13 protein-coding genes are annotated in these 20,315 nt (G+C 32.4%); 9 read left to right on the forward strand and 4 right to left on the reverse strand.

All coding sequences use genetic code 11. The features are described 5' to 3' along the window. Positions 1-3 precede the first annotated feature (3 nt). The 7 genes from rbfA to RH98_RS00380 all read left to right on the forward strand — a co-directional run bounded on the left by rbfA (position 4) and on the right by RH98_RS00380 (position 9,612). Entirely contained in the window at positions 4-396 is a 393-nt protein-coding gene (gene rbfA, locus RH98_RS00350; RefSeq protein ID WP_010249243.1) for a 30S ribosome-binding factor RbfA, read from the forward strand. Further along, positions 397-1,608, forward strand: coding sequence for an ABC transporter permease (locus tag RH98_RS00355; protein WP_010249245.1), 1,212 nt, complete (start codon positions 397-399; stop codon positions 1,606-1,608). Positions 1,609-1,906: 298 nt separating this feature from the next. Further along, complete coding sequence (locus tag RH98_RS00360; protein WP_010249247.1) at positions 1,907-4,435, forward strand: tetratricopeptide repeat protein; 2,529 nt, start codon at positions 1,907-1,909, stop codon at positions 4,433-4,435. Next, entirely contained in the window at positions 4,435-6,213 is a 1,779-nt protein-coding gene (locus RH98_RS00365) for an HSP90 family protein (protein WP_010249249.1), read from the forward strand. Before RH98_RS00360 ends, RH98_RS00365 begins: the two co-directional genes overlap by 1 nt. Positions 6,214-6,219: 6 nt before the next feature. After that, on the forward strand, positions 6,220-7,296 hold the full coding sequence (locus RH98_RS00370; RefSeq protein WP_010249250.1) for a hypothetical protein: 1,077 nt from the start codon (positions 6,220-6,222) through the stop codon (positions 7,294-7,296). Positions 7,297-7,298: 2 nt separating this feature from the next. Next, positions 7,299-8,360 carry a hypothetical protein gene (locus RH98_RS00375; RefSeq protein WP_010249252.1) on the forward strand — a complete coding sequence of 354 codons (1,062 nt, stop codon included), beginning with the start codon at positions 7,299-7,301 and terminating at the stop codon, positions 8,358-8,360. Positions 8,361-8,541: 181 nt separating this feature from the next. Then, complete coding sequence (locus RH98_RS00380) at positions 8,542-9,612, forward strand: hypothetical protein (protein WP_010249254.1); 1,071 nt, start codon at positions 8,542-8,544, stop codon at positions 9,610-9,612. An 8-nt stretch (positions 9,613-9,620) separates the two neighbouring features. Here RH98_RS00380 and RH98_RS00385 read toward each other — a convergent pair whose 3' ends face one another. From RH98_RS00385 to RH98_RS15945, 3 genes are all read right to left on the reverse strand, one after another. Continuing rightward, entirely contained in the window at positions 9,621-10,235 is a 615-nt protein-coding gene (locus tag RH98_RS00385; RefSeq protein WP_026038642.1) for an alpha-ketoglutarate-dependent dioxygenase AlkB family protein, read from the reverse strand. A gap of 16 nt (positions 10,236-10,251) precedes the next feature. Beyond that, on the reverse strand, positions 10,252-11,118 hold the full coding sequence (locus RH98_RS00390; RefSeq protein WP_010249256.1) for a methylated-DNA--[protein]-cysteine S-methyltransferase: 867 nt from the start codon (positions 11,116-11,118) through the stop codon (positions 10,252-10,254). 125 nt (positions 11,119-11,243) lie between these two features. After that, positions 11,244-12,635 (reverse strand): hypothetical protein, encoded by a 1,392-nt coding sequence (locus RH98_RS15945; RefSeq protein ID WP_026038643.1) that lies wholly within the window; start codon positions 12,633-12,635, stop codon positions 11,244-11,246. A gap of 305 nt (positions 12,636-12,940) precedes the next feature. Between RH98_RS15945 and RH98_RS00400 the strand changes: the two genes are divergently transcribed. Together RH98_RS00400 and RH98_RS00405 are read left to right on the forward strand one after the other, a co-directional pair. Further along, the gene (locus RH98_RS00400; RefSeq protein WP_010249258.1) at positions 12,941-13,939 is read left to right on the forward strand and encodes a 2-hydroxyacid dehydrogenase; all 999 of its coding nucleotides are present in this window, start codon (positions 12,941-12,943) and stop codon (positions 13,937-13,939) included. An 869-nt stretch (positions 13,940-14,808) separates the two neighbouring features. Then, complete coding sequence (locus tag RH98_RS00405) at positions 14,809-17,682, forward strand: DEAD/DEAH box helicase family protein (protein ID WP_010249259.1); 2,874 nt, start codon at positions 14,809-14,811, stop codon at positions 17,680-17,682. Positions 17,683-17,733: 51 nt separating this feature from the next. Here RH98_RS00405 and RH98_RS00410 read toward each other — a convergent pair whose 3' ends face one another. Further along, positions 17,734-20,103 (reverse strand): TonB-dependent receptor, encoded by a 2,370-nt coding sequence (locus RH98_RS00410; RefSeq protein WP_010249260.1) that lies wholly within the window; start codon positions 20,101-20,103, stop codon positions 17,734-17,736. Between the last annotated feature and the right edge of the window lie 212 nt (positions 20,104-20,315).

The following is a 20,315-nucleotide window of genomic DNA, read 5'->3' on the forward strand; positions in this document are numbered from 1 at the left end:
ACCATGGAAACAAATAGACAGAAAAAGATGGGCGCTCTTTTGCAAAATGATATCGTTGATATTTTGCAAGGGGAAGTGCGCAAGAATGGAATAACGAATTTGATTATTTCCGTTTCTAAAGTAGGTGTAACAAGTGATTTATCAATAGCTAAAGTATATTTAAGTGTTTTTCCTTCAGAAAAAGGACCTGAATTGCTAAAGGCTATTCAATCAAATGCGCCATTGATTAAACATGACTTAGCTCAAAGAGTAAGACATCAATTAAGAAAGGTGCCAGATTTAGCTTTTTATATTGATGATAGCCTTGAGTATATTGATCAGATTGATAAAGCACTTAAAGGGGATGAGAATCCAATAGTACAACGTGATTTATTAGAAAAAAGAAAGAAGAAATAATTGAATTTTCCTTTTTACATAGCGAAACGATATGCTTTTAGTAAAAGTAAAAGTAAGGCCATTAACATCATAACTAGAGTTGCCTCAATAGGTGTCTTAGTTAGTGCAATGGCCATGTTTGTCGTTTTGTCTGTTTTTAGTGGTTTACGTACATTTAGTTTATCATTTGTAAATGATCTAGATGCAGAACTTACTTTGTCTAGCTCAAAGGGGAAGAGTTTCGTTGTCAGTGATCAGCAGGTGCTAGACGTACGCGACTCTAATTTATTTAAGGGGTTTGCCAAGATTGTCGAGGATCGCTTGCTTTTTACTTTTAAGGAGAAACAGGTTGTTGCTACGATTAAAGGTATAGATTCAGACTATAGCAATGTAAGTGATTTTCAAGATAAACTTGAGTATGGTAATTGGTTAGAGCCCGACACCAATGAAGTAGTAGTAGGGGTGGGAATATCTTATTTGCTTTCGATGGGTTTATTCGATTTCGAGAATCCTCTGATTGCCGTAGCTATGAAACCTGGCGAGGGAGTAATAGATAACCCTGAAGATGCATTTATTAAAAAGAATACTATACCTGTAGGGGTGTACGTTCTCGAAAATGAAGATATTGATAGTAAGTATGTATTTGCTGACATCGATGTTGCTAGAGAGCTATTAAGTATTCCAAATAAAGAGGTAACTCATTTAGAATTTAAGCTTGAGCCGGGTGTTTCAGAACGCAAGGCTATAAACACTCTAAAAAGTATTTTTGGAGAAGATAGTATTATTAAAAATCGACAACAATTAAATGATGGGCTGTATCGTATGCTGAATACAGAGAATCTTGTTGTTTATTTAATTTTTGTTTTAGTAGTTATTATGGCGCTATTCACTTTAGTAGGAGCCTTAATTATGATTATTCTGGAAAAACAAAATAACATGCATACTCTCGTTAATTTAGGAATGGGGTATAGAGATGTAAAACGAGTTTTTATGTTTCAGGGCATTATTATGAGCGTTTTAGGAGCGGTTATTGGTATAGTGCTTGGTGTTATCGTTGTTAATTTACAGTCCTATTTTCATCTTATTATGATACGCGAAGGGATGCCTTATCCTGTAGAATTTAGATTAAGTAACGTAATCGTGGTATTTATTTCAATTTTAGTGTTAGGTTTTGCAGCTTCTTATATAGCAGCTTCTAGAGCAAACCAGGCTTACTTAAAGGAAATAAAATAAAGACTTATCCTTTTCTTTTGTTAGTTATTCTATCAATAACAATTAAATATGCAATAATATACTAATTGTTGAGTATTTAATAAAATAGTCAATTTTATGATGGACTATGAATATTGGTGGACAATGACAATGTTTTAATATATTAAAAAATCGAATTCTTATTGATTTATTGAAATCGCACCATTGATTTCTACCATAACTTTGTGTTTCTACACAATTATTATTCTTGACATTTTCCTACATTTGTTAGTATTACAGAATTTATAAAGCTGGAAAAAATTGCTAATAGAGAAAAGTTATGGGGACACTTAATACACAATACCTAAATTACGAAAATGAAATTGCTAATAATGTAAAGTTGCTTGAGGTATATGCTGAGGAACTATTATCATTAAAGGAATTCAAAGAACCGCAAATGTGGTATAAAGCACTTGCTGTATGTAAGCTAGCTGAGCAAAGTGGAATAGAGAAGGAAAGAGAACTTGCATTGAGATTATATCACAAATTAAATGAAGATAGTAATTGTGTTAAAAGTGGTATGCAGCTTAGCGATGCAGATTATGCATTGTGGTTTGAAGATGTAAAAGCATTAAATAATTTGTTTTTATCAAATGGACTTGTAAGAGCTTATGCATATCAATATGATTTATACATAACAGGGCGTTTTGGATATAAGAATGAAGAGGAGTGTCGACAATTAATCAGAAAAGGTTATGAACTAGGAGATGATTTGTGTCAATGTTTTGTTGGGCACAGTATGTATTATGGCAATCACGGTTTTGAGATAAATAAGGAGGAAGGACTTCAGTTATTAGAACAAGTGAAGAACACAACTGATTTACATACAGCATCTTTATTTTTATTGAATATTGAATTTAGAGCATGTGAGTCAGCAGAAGAAGGATGGGCAGTTATTGAAAAATTTAATGATTTACTACATAGACAAAAGCGTGGACTATATGTATTAGCAGACTATTATTTACGTGAGGATAATAATGAAAAAGCTGCTGAAACATTACTTGAAGGAATAAAGAATGGTAGTGGATATTGTGCTTATCTACTAGGAATGATGTGCAGTAATGGTCGCTTTGAAAGTTTAGGCTATACGCGTGAACAAGGACGTGAATATTTATTAGAAGCATTTAATGATGGTGTTGTTTACAGTGGATTTATATTAGGCTATACTTATCTGTATCCTAATGATGGTAGTGAGCCACAGTTTGATATGGCAATTGACTATTTAGAAAAAGCTAGTAAGTACAATTCACCAGAAGCGCTGTTAGAGCTTGCTATGCTTTATTTATATCATAAAGACTACTTAGATATTGCTAAGGGAATAGAATGCCTAGATAGAGCGATAGCAGAGAATTATGATCGTGCTATGGCAGAGAAAGGATTTTTACTTTTAGATTTTGAAGGAGTAGAGCGCAATGTTGAAGAAGGTAAGTTAATTCTTGAGCGTGCAATGGAGTTAGGAAATGATTATGCACCATATCGTTTAGGTTTAGGTTATCAAAATGGTGAGTTTGAAGCAGAGTCTGACTATGAAAAGGCATTGTACTTATTTGAATTAGCAGCTTCTCGTAATAATTTATCAGCAATAGAATATGCTGGTCGTTATCACAGATATGGATATGTAGGAGAGATTGATACTGCTAAAGCAATCGAGTATTATCAAAGAGCAATTGAGCAGTTTAATTCTGATTATTCAAGAGTTGAACTTGCAATGATGTACTTTAATGGAGAGGGAGTTGACCAAGATATTTCTAAAGCTGAAGAATTGTATTTAGCTGCTTTAGAGAATGGTTATTCTTATGCAGCTATGCGTTTAGGATTGTTATATGAAGAAGGTTATACCGGTGAACCAGATGTAGAAAAGGCTAAAAAATATTTTGAAATAGCTGCAGAAGCTCAAGTGCCTGAAGCGATTTATCATTTAGGACGTTTTTATCGTTATGGTATTGCTGGAGAAAAAGATGAGGTGAAAGCTTTTGATTTGTTTAAGCAATCTTTAGAACTAGGATTTATTGATGCAAATGTTGATTTAGGACTAGCTTATGAAGAGGGAACTTGTGGACAAGAGTCTAATCCTGAGCTAGCTTATCAATATATGTTAGCAGCTGCAGAAGCGGGTATAGGTTACGCACAGTATAAAGTAGGATGCTATTATAGTTTTGGATACTTTGTTGATCCAGATGCTGTAGAAGGACGTAAATGGTTGGAAAAAGGAGTAGAGAATGGTTCTCCATTAGCAATGCTAACTTTAGGAGATTACTTTTTATATGGCTATGAAGAAGGTGCAGGATATGATAGTGCCTATGAGTATTATAAACTAGCAGAAGAAAGAGATTATATTTCCGAGGGCATTGGTATTTGTTATCAGTTCGGAATTGGAGTTGATAAAGATGAAAATAAAGCATTTAATTATTATAAAATTGCTGCAGAAAGAGGATATGATGGTGCTATTTATCGATTAGGTCAAGCATATTATTTTGGAATAGGAACAGAAAAAGATAAAGTAGAAGCATTTCATTATTTAAAACAAGTAGCGGATAGAGGTAATTTAGATGCAGCTAGTTATGTTGGAGTAATGCTTGTTAAAGGAGATGGGACAGAACCTGATCCAGAATATGGAGTTAGTTATTTAATCCAAGCGGCTGATCAAGGATATGATTATGCACAATATGAATTAGCAAATTGTTATTTAAAAGGTGAAGGTGTGGCTCAGAGTGATGACCTAGCGATGGAATGGTATCAAAAAGCAGCAGAAAATGGCAATGAGGATGCTCAAAAAATAGTGGGTGGACCTCGAAAAAGAAGAAGATAATGGAGAATCAGAAACAATATCAGTTTCAGGTAAATATGAAGGGAATGATAGAACTGTTGTCAGAGCATATTTATAGCTCGCCAACAGTTTTTATCAGGGAACTTTTACAAAACGGTATGGATGCCGTAACAGTTAGAAAGGGAATTGACGAACACTTCAAAGGGCGTATTGATGTTACTTTTGAAGGTGAACGCATTGTATTTCAAGATAATGGAGTAGGATTAACGCAAGATGATGTTCATCAATTTTTATCAGTAATTGGTCAGAGTTCTAAACGAGGTGAATTAGCAGATAAAGATCTTATTGGGAAGTTTGGTATTGGATTACTTTCCTGCTTGGTAGTTAGTGAAGCCATTGTTGTAGAAACAAGATCATTGTATAAGGAGGAATCTGTTCGTTGGACTGGTAGAGCGGATGGAACATATGATGTCGAAATGATTGATTTGTTACCAGAAGTTGGTACAAAAGTTATATTGGATGCTAAGAAAGCATGGAAAACTCTTTTTAAGAAAGAGGAAGTTAAACAGAATATATTATTTTATGGTAGTGCATTGCCAATTGAAGTAAACTTAATTGAGAATGGAACTACTGAGCAATTATTGGATGGTAACCCTGTATGGTTAGATCCAAATAGTACGAAAGAGGAATTACTAGCGTACGGAAAAGAAATGTTTAAAACACGTTTCTTAGACGTGTTCCGTTTACATTCTGATGCTGGAGAACTGAAAGGAGTTGCTTTTATTATTCCTAATAAGGTTAATACGACTGCAACGAAAGAGCATAAAATATTTTTAAAGCGTATGTATTTGTGTGATCAGGCGACTAATCTATTACCTGAATGGACATCTTTTGTACGTTGTATTATAAATGCTAATGCTTTACAGCCAACTGCTTCTCGTGAATCTCTTATGAATAATGCTGTGTTACAAGAGACAAAGAAAGAGTTAAGCGAATGCTTTAAAGATTATCTAAAGACGCTTTCAGTTACTAATCCAGATATACTAGAGCGCATTATTAGTATTCATCATATGTTTATAAAGGCTTTAGCAGCTTCAGATAATGAAATTATGTCGTTGTTTGAAGACTATTTGCCATTTGAAACTAATCAAGGAACCCTATCTTTTGGAGAGATTAGAAGTAATAATGAAAAAATATATTACACACCTTCATTGGATGATTTCAGACAGATAAGACGTATTGCTGGTTCACAAAAGAAATTAGTAATAAATGCCGCTTATAGTTATGAAACAGATTTAATTGATAAGCTAAAGCATTTACATACTGATTTATCAATTGAGAAAATAGCACCAAATGATATATTACAAGAGTTTGAAGCAGCAGTAGTATCAGATGACCGTATTGAAAAGTTTGTGCAAAAAGCAAATATTGTTTTAAAAAAGCATTATTGTAAGGCAGAGGTGAAGCGTTTTGAACCTAAAGATACAACAGCAATATATATTGCTAATGAAGATGCACTTTCGAGTAAAAATATACAAAGTTTATCACAGTCATCTAATCCATTTGCTTCCACTTTACAGCATTTCAAAAAAGGGGAAGAAGTAATGCCAATATTGTGCTTTAATCAACAGAATGATTTGGTTGAAAAGTTATTAGTTATTGATGATCAAGAACTTTTCGAAGCATTAATTAATGTATTATATGTACAAGCGTTAATGTTAGGAGGATATACCATTAACAAACGCGAGATGGATACCTTTAACGAAGCCTTATACCAATTTATGATACTTGGTATGTCTAGTTTTTTACCTAAATTCTAGTACTGCATGTATCGTTTAGAAATTCAAAAATTACTATTAGAGATAGAAGAGCATATTAATAATGTAAACTACATTATTAATATTTATAAACAAGCCATTCAGATAGCTGATCGAAACGGAGATTTAGAATGGGGAGTTGATTTGCGATATGACTTGATTCATGAAGAGCGTTCTACCTCTGCATGTATAGAGAGTATTCCTGCCTTTGCATGGATATTAAATATTTGTGATCAATATCCAGAACAGTTTGAAGAAGCAGATTTTTTATTAGAGTACGAATGGATGTTGTGTTCTGCTTATAGTAATTCTCTCATGACATTAGATCAGATCAATGCTATTGCGGATGATTTGTATCAGCGATTAGATCGCAATGAACTCTCCAAGCGAGGTTATTATTTTACGATGGCTGAGTTTGCGCAGAATTTAGGTGATTTCGACAAAGGAGTAGAATATATTCAACTTGCAATGAAAGAGCCTTTTGACGAAGAAAATGTAGAAGCAATGGAATATGATTATCGCATTGAGAATTTAGTGCTTATGCAGAAATTTGATGAGGCGATAAACTTGATGGAACAGATGGAACTTAAAAAGTTAAGTGCATTTGCTCTACCCTTTGAAACTTATTGTGCAATGGCTTACTGCATGGCTAGAGCAAAAGATCCGAGAGCTATTATTTATCTTGACAAAGCAAAATCAGCAATGGATGGATTACGCGAAATAAATAGTTCGATGCTTTATAGTATGACTCGTTTAATGTATACGATGTACTTATTAGAAGATGAGTTGTTGTGGTCGACTTATGAGCGTATAGCTGATTGGGAAATCAATGCAGAAGATGATTTACAATTTATGCTTAGTCGTCATATGGCTATAATATGCAAGCAAGGGGGAGTAAAAGAATTAAGTCTTTCTCCTAAGCTAACTTTTTATGCGATGGATAATCAATATGATTTAAATGTCTTGGCTGATTATTACGCAAATCTAGCTACAACATTAGCACAACAATTTGATAAGAGAAATGGCTCAACTTTTTGTTCACAGGAGTTTATTTCGTTAAATAAAGAAATTAGATCAATAAAATAACTATGAATTACAATTTAGAAATCCAAAAGATACTACTGAAAGTTGAAGAAATTCAAAAGTTTAGTGACAAAGTAATTGCAATTAAAGAAGCAATACAACTTGCTGATCAACACAATGATATTGATTGGGGATTTGATTTAAGGCTTGACCTAATTAGACAAGAGCGAAATACTTCTAAATGTGAAGAAAGTTTCCCAGCTTTTACGTGGATCCTAAACGCGAGTGATTCAAACGAAGATTACTTTGATGAGTCTGAGTTTTTATGGGAATATAAATGGATGTTTTGCTCAGCTTACCGCAATGCTTCTATTCCTATGGAGCAGGTGTTAGAGATAGGTGAAGATTTAAAGAAGCGATTAGTTAAGAATGGTTTTAGTCTTAGAGCTTATTACAATGTAATGACTGGTTTAGCTTTACATTTAAGAGATTTTAAATTAGCGCAAGAATATATTGATTTGGCGGATGCTGAAATTATAGATGATATGACTAATTGCCCTGCTTGTGAGTTAGACACAAAGGTTGAAACTTTACTAGATCAAGGTTATATAGATGAGTCTTTAATAAAAGCTCAAGATCTAATTAATAAGAAGCTTACTTGCTACTCAATGCCTTTCCAAACTTTTTGTTGTTTTGCATATAAACTACAAGAGTATGGAGATGAGCGCGCTTCTATCTACTTTGACAAAGCATTAGAAGAATATCATGCACATGATCAATATGATAGTTCAGTGGGGTATTCTATGTCACAATTAGTTGCTTATATGCACAAAGTAAATCATCCTGAGTTATGGACATTTTTTGAACGTATTTCAGAATGGCAGATAGGAGCAGAGGACTTACATATTTATAATTTTGCACGTTATTTAGCGCCTGTTATGAAACAAGGAGGGACGAAAGAATTGCACTTGTCTTCTCAATTACCATATTATAAAGAAGATGGTATATATGATTTAAACGAGCTTTATAATTACTTTAAAGAAACAGCCTATGATTATGCAGATCGATTCGATAAGCGTAATGGAAATAAAAACTTTAAAGAAGAAGTAGATAAAATGCTTCAATAAAAGATAGAAACTAAACGAGTACTTTAAGTGCTCGTTTTTTTTTTGTAATAAAAAGTTTATCAATGATAGGTAGAACAATAGAATTAAACTATCTAACTTTGTTGAGTAATATACATGATGTTTTTTTATTATAGAGGTAGTTCTATACATGTATTCAATAATAAATAGTAGAAGGTTTTCAATGAGTTACGTTTTAGATATTCAAAAAGTTATATTAGAGATAGAAGACACTCTTAAGGTTGCTGATCGTTTACAATTGATTAAAAAAGCAATTCAGATTGCTGATATACACAATGATATTGATTGGGGATTTGATCTTAGACTTTTGTTGATTAACACAGAGAATTTTACTTCGCGCTCAGTATTAAGCTATCCTGCTTTTAGTTGGATACTTGACATTAATGACGCTAATAAAGGTTATTTTGATGAGAATGACTTTATGTATGAATATAAGTGGATGTTTGCTATTTCGTATGGCTCTTACTCTATATCTAAAGAACAATTCATGCATATAGGTGAAGATTTTCATCAACGTTTATTGAATAATGGCTACAGTAGTAGAGGGTATTATCAAATAATGGGGATTTGGTACCAACATTTACGAGAGTATAAAAAGGCTAGTGATATTATTGCTAAGATGGAACAATGTAGCTTGGATGAGATGAGTAATAATTTATTATTCGAAACCGCTTTAAAGGCTAACAATTTATTAGCATGTAAAAAATATGATGAAGCGTATGTTGTAGCTCAGGACTTATTTCACAATCGGTTTGAATACGTAAATACAGCTTTTGAAGCCTATGTACTTTTTGCTTTTGAGTTTTATAAAGTAAAGGATGAACGCTTTCAAGAATACTTTGATTTAGCGACAAACCATATTATAAGTTATGATGAGGATGATTGTATAACTCATATAAGAGCGCGAATTCTATATATGTATTTATTGTATAAATATGGTGATGAGAAGTGTTGGGATTACTTTGAAGAAATCTGCGTCTATGAGCACGAGGCAGAAGATTTTTATAGTTTCTTCTTTGTCAAGTATGCTACGTGCTTATTACAAGAAAAAGGGCAGCGTCATTTTAACTTTCCTTCATATTTACCGTATTATAACGAAAAAGGTATCTACGATTTAGAAGAGCTTTATCAGCACTTTAAAGCGCGTGCTTATCATTATGCAACATCGTTTGATAAGAGGAATGAAAACTCAAACTTTGTCAAAGAGTTAAATGAATTATTAGCGATAGACTAAGTAGAGGTTTATTTATTTGAAACAATAGTTCTAAATGTAAGGTTAACTCTAGGCATTTGTGTTTTTTTTGTTGGAGGAAGGCGATGTAGCCAATAAGTTTGCGTTTCATCTTTCATTATTAGCAGACTTCCGTGTTCTAATAGTAATTCTACTTTTTCTTTTGAATCTTTGTGTTTAAAGGCAAATTTGCGTTCAGCGCCAAAGCTTACAGAGGCAATAGCACCGTTTCTCTTTAGATCTTTTTCTCCATCGCTATGCCACGCCATTCCCTCATCGCCGCTGTGATAAAGATTTAGGAGGCAAGAATTAAATGTTTCGCCAGTTTGTTTCTCAATTAATTGTTTGAGTTCAAGTAATTCCTTTGTCCATGGCAGGGCAAATTTGGTTGTATTTGAGTAGGTATAGGAAAAAGGCTGATCACCGTACCAAGCAACTTTTCGTTTGGTAATTATTCTTTTTCCAAATATAATTGCCTCATCATTCTTCCATTCTATTCCTTGAAGTAATTGATTGAGATAATGGTTTGCTAAATCAAAAGAAATAATTTTACCATAATAATTTACGCACCCTTGATAAGGAAGGAGGTTTTGCGTAGCGTCTGCTTCTAAGTCAAATAGATTCATTTTTTCAATTATTATATTAGAAATTATTCTCGAATAGGTCAGTATCATTAGTAAGTGCTGTTTCCCAACCTATTATTGCTGTCTTTCTTACAGGTCCCCACATATAACCTCCAAAGTGTCCAGAGGTCTGTATTACACGATGGCAAGGAATTAAATAAGCAATAGGATTACTGCCGATAGCTGTACCGACAGCTCGTGAGGCTTTAGGGTTTCCTATTAGGTCTGCAATTTTGCCATAGGTAGATAGATTACCTAATGGAATCTTTAATAAAGTTTCCCATACCTTTAATTGAAAATCAGTTCCTTTTAGATGAAGTTTGATGTTCCTTAATTCTGTCCAATCTCTTTGAAAAATAGCCAAAGCATTTTGTTGATGCAAATCTCTCTCTTGCTTAAAAGTTGCATTAGGGAATTTCATAACTAATGCATCAAAGGCGGCCATTCCTTCTTCTATAAATGCCATATAGCAGACACCTTTATCAGTAGATGCAATTAATATAGCCCCAAATTGGGAGTTGTCATAGCTATAATTGATCACTAGATTTTTCCCGCCGTTTTTATACTCTGCAGGAGTCATCCCTTCAATATTTATAAATAAGTCATGAAGTCTACTAGTACTCGATAATCCTGTTTCTATTGCAGTATCAAATAATGTAGCTTGTCGATCCGCTAATAACTGTTTAGCATATTGCACACTGATATATTGTAAGAATTTTTTTGGTGTAGTACCTGCCCATTCGCTAAACAATCTTTGAAAATGTGCAGGGCTTAGATGAATACTAGCCGCTATATCTTCTAAAGAAGGCTGTGTCTTAAAGTTTTGTTGAATGAAGTCAATAGCTTCTGAAATTCTTTTATAATTAATAGCTGCTTGTTTGTCCATGACAATTAATATTTGATATACAAAGTAATAGAAATGCTATCAATTTAAAAATCCGATTATTGCTATTTATTATAGCTATTTCCAAAATAAAAAAATCCACTCTATTTTAGAATGGATTTGTATTATTAGAATAAGCTTATTTGACCTTCTTGAGAATCAGATTTTTTTTCTTTCTTCTCTTTTTTCTTGTCAGCTTTAGTTTTAGTGTCTTTTTCTAGAGGTTTGTTGTCAAGATCGAGTACATCAAATATCTCAATCTGCATAACGTCTTTTGCAGTTTCTCTTTCTGCTTGTTCTATGCCTTCTTTTATATTAGATATTGTAGTGGCTAATTCGCTCTCACTTTCATTAATATTATTTGAAGGAGTAGGAATAGTTTCTACATTGCTTAATCCTTGTTTCTGAATAGCAAAATACTCACTGAAATTTGGTTGACTCACAGAGTTAAATTGTGATGTATTATCTACCTCAACAGCATTGAACTCTAATTGTTCAGTAGTTTCTGTTGGCTCAATATCTTGCGCGTTATCTACCTCAATAGCATTGAAGTCAAGTTGTTCAGTAGCTTCGGTTAGCTCAATATCTTGTGCGTTATCTACTTCAATAGCATTGAACTCCAGTTGTTCAGTAGCTTCTGTTGGCTCAATATCTTGTGCGTTATCTACTTCAATAGCATTGAACTCTAATTGTTCAGTAGTTTCTGTTGGCTCAATATCTTGTGCGTTATCTAACTCAATAGCATTGAACTCTAGTTGTTCAGTAGCTTCTGTTGGCTCAATATCTTGTGCGTTGTCTACCTCAACAGCATTAAACTCTAATTGTTCAGTAGTTTCTGCTAGTATAATATCTTGTGCATTATCTATCTCAACAGCATTGAAGTCAAGTTGTTCAGTAGTTTCTGCTGGTATAATATCTTGTGCATTATCCACCTCAATAGCATTGAAGTCAAGTTGTTCAGTAGTTTCTGTTGGCACAATATCTTGTGCGTTATCTACCTCAACAGCATTGAGCTCTAATTGTTCAGTAGTTTCTATCTCATCAATAGAAGTATTGTCTTGCTCGAAATCAAATGAGAAAAGAATAGGCTCTACTTGTATAGGACTATTTATTTCAGAATTATGATCTTCAATAATTTCTTCTTCAGTATCAATAAAATCGCCTTCTTTCGCAAATATGTCTACTTTGTTATGTAGCTCGTTGATTAATCTTTTAATTTTTTTAATATGAGGGCTATCGTTGAAAAGTTGCTTTGCTTCTACAGCATCTAACAACTTATATAGAGTATAAGCCTCATGGTATTTTAAAACCATTGAGTGCTTTTTATTATGATCAAGAATTGAAACTTGTTTTTGTATATTTTTTGCCTTGTCTTCCAACTTGTTTATCAGGTCTTCTTTTACACTAATTAATAAGGCATCTGTAACGTTTTCAACTAGATAATCATCTGTTTGTTGAACCATTTTTATTACAGTAAGAAGGACGTCATTATTAAGTTTAAGTTGAATTTTTGCGATCATTGTTGTCTATTGAAATAGCCTATTAAAATTGATTATTAGAAAAGTTACAAAATAATGAAAAATTATTGGAAATAGTGTGTAAACTAGCGAAAATATTATAGTCTCAGACAGTTATGTAATCTGTTTTTGCATTTTGATTTGTCTGCAAAATTATAAAAGGCAAATAGTGCGATTTAAGTAGAATATATGGATAATTATACCTAACTTTATTAAGCAAAATAAGGAGTAATCGCTAGTGTAAGTATGAATATTTTGCAAATACAAAAATGTATTTATATAAAATTAATAGATAAAACAGTTTCATTATGAAAATTGCATTTTTTTCGGCACAACCTTATGATATTACTTTCTTCGATAAGTGTAATAAGGATTTTAATTTCGAATTAGAGTACTTTGATACTTCTTTAGAAGAGCATACAGTAAATCTTATTACTAAAGGTACTGATACGGTTTGTGTTTTTGTGAATGACATAGTAGATGCTACAGTAATTGAAAAGCTCGCTGAGAAAAACATAAAATATATTGCCTTGCGTTGTGCAGGGTTTAATAATGTTGATTTAGATGCTGCACATGCTCATGGTATTAAAGTTTGTAGAGTACCTGCTTATTCACCAGAAGCTGTTGCAGAACATACTTTAGCAATGTTGTTTACTTTAAACAGAAAAATTCATAAAGCCTATAACCGTGTAAGAGAGCAAAACTTCTCACTAAATGGACTATTAGGTACCAATATCTATAAGAAAACGACAGGTGTAATCGGGACAGGTAATATCGGTGCTGTTTTTTGTAGAATGATGAAAGCTTTAGGAACAGAAGTATTAGCTTATGACTTATACCCTAATGAAGAGCTTATCAAAGAGGGAATTAAATATGTAGATGTAGATGAAATCCTAGAGAAGTCTGATATTATTTCGCTACACTGCCCATTAACTCCAGAAACAATGCATATTATCAACGGAGTGAATATAGCAAAAATGAAAGATGGGGTAATGTTAATTAATACCAGTAGAGGTAAATTAATTGACACGCGCGCAGCTATACAGGGTCTAAGAGATAAAAAGATTGGAGCTTTAGGAATTGATGTGTATGAGCAAGAAGAGAATGTGTTTTTCCGTGATTTATCTGGAACAATTCTTGAAGATGAAAGATTACAGTTATTAACTTCATTTCCAAATGTGTTAGTAACTGCCCATCAAGCCTTTTTTACTGATGAGGCATTAACGCAAATTGCATATGTAACATTAGATAATTTAAAACAATTATCTACTACTAATGAAATAGTCGGCAGAAATGCCGAGTTATAGTAACAATTATTTGTTATTCTTGAAAGCAGCAAGTGGGAAGTTATCTTTAATTTCCTACTTGTTTTGTTTTATACCCTTGCCTAATTATAAAATGACAACCTCAAAAGTCATCTAGATATTAAACTTTATAGTCCTTGCTATTGAGTAAGTAATTAGCGAAAACTATAGTAGTAGGCGGGGAACTATAATCTCATAGCGACCTTGAGGGTATTCTTTTAGTTTAGAAAATATAATAAGTCAGTGGCGTTATATTGGATTAAAATAATTCAATAAAGTAATAGGTACTCTTTTACTATATTCTAGATGGATTCATTACTATTTAGATAATAAAAGGGCTTGTGTTTTGTCTGCATTTATGAATATTAAAATCAAAGTGTTAAGCAGAAAATTTACTGTAATAGTAATGCTCTTTGGTAGATGATGCCGCAGTGATACCGGTAAAACCTATAAAAATAGCGGCATCATTGTGGTATCAAATAGAGATCAAGGCAGTATCATTATCCACTATCTTATGATTAGTATAGTTATTTTTAGAAGCTAATTCTAAATCAGATAGTGCATTACATCTAGCTTTTTATAATGATATTACCTTCATTTTTATAAAAATAGAGTCTTACTTTTTTTATAAATAATAATTATTAGTTGAGTCCAATAGGCTATTTATTAAAATATTCTGTTTTTTATGATAGGAAAAAAATAGAAATAAAAAGAAGAAATGGGAAAAGAGTAGAAATTTTAAGAAAAAAGAGGAAGAAAAGTAAGTAAGGCTTATTATGAGAATTTTTTAAATGTAGTTTTGTATAGTAATTAAGTGACATGGAGTAAATTGTATTTATGGTTTTGTCTCTTTTCTTTTAAAATAGAAATTAATGAAGGAGTTTCCTGATAAAATAGTTTTTAAATATTCTTGGCGTACTTATCAACAGCGTGTATTAGACGAGTTAAAAAAACATCTAGGTGATAATAAATTACATATTGTCGCTCCTCCAGGCTCTGGAAAGACAGTGTTGGGGCTAGAAGTTATGTTGAGGTTAAATAAACCTACTCTAATTCTGGCACCTACTTTAGCAGTTAGGGATCAATGGGTAGAACGTTTTTGCGAATTGTTTTTACAAGTTGATAATGTGCCAGAGTGGATATCTAAGGATTTGTATACGCCTAAATTTTTGACAGTTTCTACCTATCAAGGGCTTCATGCTGCTTTCAATAACTTAAAGGCAGAGGAAGAGGAGGCAGGAGAAGAAGAGCAAGAGACTAAGAAGACGAGTAAAACGGTTTCTAATCGAAATGCAAATTCAATAGTCAATGCTTTAAAAAAGTTAAATGTAAAGACTATTATCGTTGATGAAGCACATCATCTAAAAAAGGAATGGTGGAAATCTCTTGATTACTTAGAAGAGAATTTAAAACCAGTAATAGTTGGATTAACAGCTACACCTCCTTACGATGTAAGTGGGTTTGAGTGGGGGCGCTATATTTCTCTAAATGGTCCTATAGATGATGAGATTTTTGTACCTGAACTTGTAGCGGAGGGTGATCTTTGCCCACATCAGGACTTCATTTATTTTAATATGCCTGCAGCAGAGGAGAGAGGTACAATATTGGAAATGCGCGAGAAGGTGAATATTATTTTTCAGAAGTTACGCAAAGATGAGGAGCTGGTGAAAGATGTGGAACAATTGCCTTTCATTAGTGAGCCCCTATCTTATCTGGAGTGGATTTATGAAAATTTAGAAGTTTATATTTCATGTATTGTCCTCATCAACGATTACAGAGGCAAGGTTGATAATTTACTCCTAGAGGTAGTGGGTAATATTGATGCCGTAATTCCACCTATGAATTATTTGTGGATGGAAAAGCTATTGAATTTTTATTGTTTTAAAGCGAGAACTTTTATTGTTACTGAGGAGGAAAATGTTATTGTTGAAGAACAAGAAATGCTTAGTGAATATGAGCTCGAAAATGAAGATGAAGAATCTTCTATTGTTTCAAATGAGGAAGAGGAAGAAGATAGCCAAGAAACTTATGATGAAAAAATAGAAAAGCTAATCCATCGATTGAGAAGATATGGCGCAATGGAACATCGCCAAATATGTTTTACAAGTTCGAATAAAGAAAGTGCTTTTCTGACATCTAGTATTAATAAGTTAGGTAGTGTATTAGATATAGTCAATTTTGAGCATCGAGTTTTAGGAGATGATTTGCGCATGGTGATTTTATCAGATTATATTCGAAAAGAGTATCATGTACAAAAAGATGTAAACGATAGTGTCATTAGTAAACTAGGTGTTATACCTATTTTTGAGCATTTGAGACGATATGCTCAAGAAAAGATTAAAATGGGTGTACTTACAGGTTCTATTGTTTTTATTCCCGTCAATGCTAAGAAGAGGTTTATAGAACTGTTTATTGCTAGAAATGCTGTTGAGGCTGTTTTTAGCCCTTTACAATATGATAATTCCTACTTAGAAGTAAAAGTAAATGATGCTTCAAAAAAAGATATAATCTATGTCATTACACGTTTATTTGAAGAGGGATATATTGAAGTATTGATAGGTACAAAATCATTATTGGGAGAAGGATGGGATGCTCCGTCAATTAATAGTTTAATCCTAGCGAGTGTTGTCGGTTCTTTTGTTTCATCTAATCAGATGAGAGGTCGTGCTATTCGCTCACAGAGAGGGAATCCTTATAAAACGGCTAATATCTGGCATCTTGTATGTTTGGATCCCTATGTAGAAGATGGGGGAAATGATAGGACTGTATTGTCGCGTAGATTTAAGGGGTTTGTGGGTATTTCTAATCACGATGCTATTGAGGATGTGATTATCAGTAATGGAACAGGTAGGTTAGGATTACCTACTACATTAAAATCGGAAGAAGAAATCAAGGACCAGAATAATTATTTCTTTCACATTGCTCGCCAGCGCTCACAAATGAAAGAACGTTGGGAAAGTGCTATCAAGAAAGGAGTTAATTTAGTACATACCATTACTGTTCCCTATATTCCTACTAACGATAGTACAACCCATAAAGAACAAGAAGAGTTCTATACTAAAAAGACAATTAGGTATTCTAGATATTCAATAGCTTTAGCTTTATTTACGATTGTAGGTAATCAGATTGCTACGCTATTCTTTAAAGCGGTTTTATGGGGAGGTGTGAATCTAAGAGGAATATTATTATGGGGGGCAAATATTGTAATGCTTACTATGTTCTATAAGTTTATAGGACAGTATAGAAAGAATAGAAAGTTAGCAAAAAAATATGTTGATATAAGTTCAGATGTTAAAAATATAGCCATTGCATTAGTGGATAGTTTATGCGCATTTGATTTTATTAAAACTCCTAAGGATAAGGTGAAGATTATAGCTAAAGTATATCCTAAGGGAGATATTTATTGTGTTTTACAAGGTGTAACGGTAATAGAAGGGAACTTATTTGTTGACTGTATGAGAGAGTTGCTTTCTCCAATTGACAACCCTCGATATGTTATTGAACGTCAATCATTTTTAGCTTATGCCAATAGTCAACATGATTATCATGCTGTGCCAGCTTGCTTAGGTAGTAATAAGAAAATGGTAGAGTATTTTGCGAAAAGATGGGGTGAAGTAGTAGGACCTCATCGCATTATTTTTACGAGAACGCTCGAAGGTCGTAAGGAATTACTTAGAAGTAGAATGCTTTCCCTTTCTAATCAATTGGAAAATGAATATGTAAAAGAAGAGAATGTATGGATATAGAAAAATCCCTTTGGTAGTTATACACAAAGGGATTAATACAAAACTAACTAACTAATTGCTTCTGTTCTTATCTTCAAAATTGGCTTCTATGATTTCTTTTTTATTTTTAGTATTTCCAAAATTATAGGATACGCTTAGATTAAATCTTCTAGAATTCCACTTATTTGAAAAGGTTTGCGTGTTATTGTGATAATACATCGTTCCACTTGCTTTACCTGTATTAAATATATCGTATATAGTCGTGTTTATACTTAATTTACTATCTAACAAGTTTAATTTAATACCCGATGTTAGTGTTTGATATTTATTGTATTTCGTATTGTCTTCTTTATTAGGTAATGTATGATTCCAGTTTAATAATAATTTGAGTGTTTTTGCACTATTAATATTAAATGTATTCATAGAATAATAACTTAAAGTACTACCGTTCTGAGGTATTTGTGGTGCATCAGAAGTGTTATAATAGGAAGTAGTATAATAAAAATCTGCACCTGTATTTGTTTCCCACCATGAGAATACTTTATTACTGTAAGAAACATCTATACCATAGTAATCTGTATTAAGCATATTATAATATTTACTAGACATTATGCCACTTTCATAGATTGATAACTGATCAAAGGAATCTGATAAATGCGAGTAACTTAACGTAAAAGATAAAGCACTGTCATATACATAGCTTAATTCGTAATTATTAGTTATTGCTGGATTTAGTTCAGGATTTCCACTATCATAGGAATAGACATTTGTATAGTATCTAAAAGGATTTAGAATATTAGAACTAGGTCTGTTGATTCGCTTAGAGTAATTAAAGCTAAATGAATGTGTATCATTTGGATCAAACGAAACGTATGCGGTAGGAAACCATTTACCATAAGACTTTGTAAACTTCTCGTTTGTATCTAATAGATTTCCTTTAGCCTCAGTATATTCATAACGAAGCCCTCCTTTTACTTGCCACTTCTCACTTAATTGTTTACTAATGCTAAAATATCCTGCATAGTTATCTTCTTGATAATTGAATCGATTACTCTTAGTGTTATCGAAGTGATATTCTGAATTTTTGAAATTAAAATAATCTACAGTAGACTTGTTATCATAATAAGTATATTTTGTTCCTACTTCAATATCTGCCCATGACAATTTATACGCTAAGTCTGTATTTGCACTCCATACGCTGTAGTCTAATTCATTGGTAAAATAAAGTTGGTTCTTTACAGTACTTACAGCATTGTAATCTTTTATAGTTGTTGTCTTCTCAGGAGCGGTAGAGAAATAATTAGCACCGATTGATAATTTACTTCCCAAGGTATCTAGCTTTAAATCATAAAATAGATTTGCGGTATGGTAATTATTACTATTATCTCCAATATTTGTGGATGAAATTAAAGAGTCAATTTGTGCAAAAGGATAGCTTGAATATGCTGTGCTATTCATATTATCATTATCTCCTGTTGCTCTCGTAAAGTTATAAGACATTCCTATCAATGACTTCTCATTAATTTGATAGTTAGTAGTAAGATTTGCGCCTGTGTTTTTATAAGTTCCAGTATTTGTAGATTCACTACTATAGCCACTTTTTGAATCCATATAAGTAAACCTATTCTCACTTTGATATTTGCCATCATATTTATTAGCTTTAAGCATGATGTTCCATTTTTTGTTTTGGTAGTTAATACTTCCATTAGTACCGTAACTAATTTTATTATTATAAGAATAAGAGCCACTTACTGTTCCATAAACTCCCATGGCTTTATTTGTTTTCATTACTATGTTTATGATTCCACTATTACCAGAGGCTTCGTATTTTGCAGGTGGAGAAGTAATTACTTCAATCTTTTCTATATCATCTGAGCGCAATGTTTTTAAATAATTAGTAAGTGCATCTCCTGATAGATAGAGTGGTCTATCATCTACCATAATAGATACATTGTTTTTTCCTACTATACTAATTTTGTCATCCACTACTTTTACCATTGGCGTATTAGATAAAGCCTCTATAGCATCCATTCCTTGAGAAGCAATACTATTGGCAGTATTATACACTAGGCGGTCCACTTTTCTTTCGACAAGTTTTTTCTCTGCTTGCAATACAATTTCATCTAACTTTTGATCATTAGCCACTATAATATCTTTTAAATCAATATTATTAGAGAGTGCTACTTTCTGTTGGTTTAATATTTGTCCAAGGTAAATTACTTTTAAAGTATAGTTTCCACTAGGGGTATTCTCTATTTTAAAGATTCCATCTGTATTCGTAAAGACTTGTGATACTAACTTATCTTCACCTTGAAGAAGTTGTATTTCTGCATAGTCAATAGGTGTGTCGTTTTTTTCAAGTATTCTTCCTTCTATCTTATGTTGTGCATTTATAGTGATGCAACATAAGAATAAAAGAAAGGTGTAAAGTGTTGTTTTCATAGTTATTTTTATTAGTTATTAACTATAGTTAGTATAGTTATAAACATTAGATTTTATATTGTTGATAAGGTGGTTTATGTTGTTAGTTTTTTTAGTTTTAAAATAGTTGTTACTTGTAAAAGTATTTAAATTCAATGTGTTATGTTGCTTTGTTTTAATTGTAAATGTTGATAACTAATAGTATTAGTAGCTAATTTTATCAAATAGTTACA

The organism is Myroides injenensis M09-0166 (assembly GCF_000246945.1).
In the GTDB taxonomy this organism is placed as follows: domain Bacteria; phylum Bacteroidota; class Bacteroidia; order Flavobacteriales; family Flavobacteriaceae; genus Flavobacterium; species Flavobacterium injenense.